Below are 387 nucleotides of genomic sequence, written 5' to 3' on the forward strand. Positions count from 1 at the left end.
AGCTTGTCTTTTAACCTCTGAGGCTGTCGCGCTCGATGATGCTCTCGGGGCGCCTGGTCGTTTTCCCGACGTCGTAGCGGGTCGTGGGACGTCGGTTCTTCGAACCAAGTGGCCTTCCTGGTCCGGGTGTTGAGGGTTTCGGCGCACGGGCCGGACAGTGCAGGTGCGGGCGGAGGTTCCGAAACCCCCGGCGGACTCGGGCCGGGGTGAGCCGTGCGGGCTCGGCCGGCTTCTCCCAGGGGCGGCGGAGGTCCGCCGCGGCTTCGCGGGTGAGCCGGAGCTGGGTGTGGGCGGCGATGATCAGCCACGTCCAGCGGTCTCCGGCCTCGGGGGTGCGGAGTTTCGGGCGGGTCCAGCCGAGGGTCTGCTTCATCAGCCGGAAGGTGT

1 pseudogene is annotated in these 387 nt (G+C 69.5%); it reads right to left on the minus strand.

Annotation, left to right across the window (positions count from 1 at the left end):
• Positions 1-10: 10 nt before the first annotated feature.
• Positions 11-387 (minus strand): annotated as a pseudogene (locus tag LQ326_RS47515) (NF041680 family putative transposase); the annotation flags it as partial.

The organism is Streptomyces shenzhenensis (assembly GCF_021462265.1).
Taxonomy (GTDB): domain Bacteria; phylum Actinomycetota; class Actinomycetes; order Streptomycetales; family Streptomycetaceae; genus Streptomyces; species Streptomyces shenzhenensis.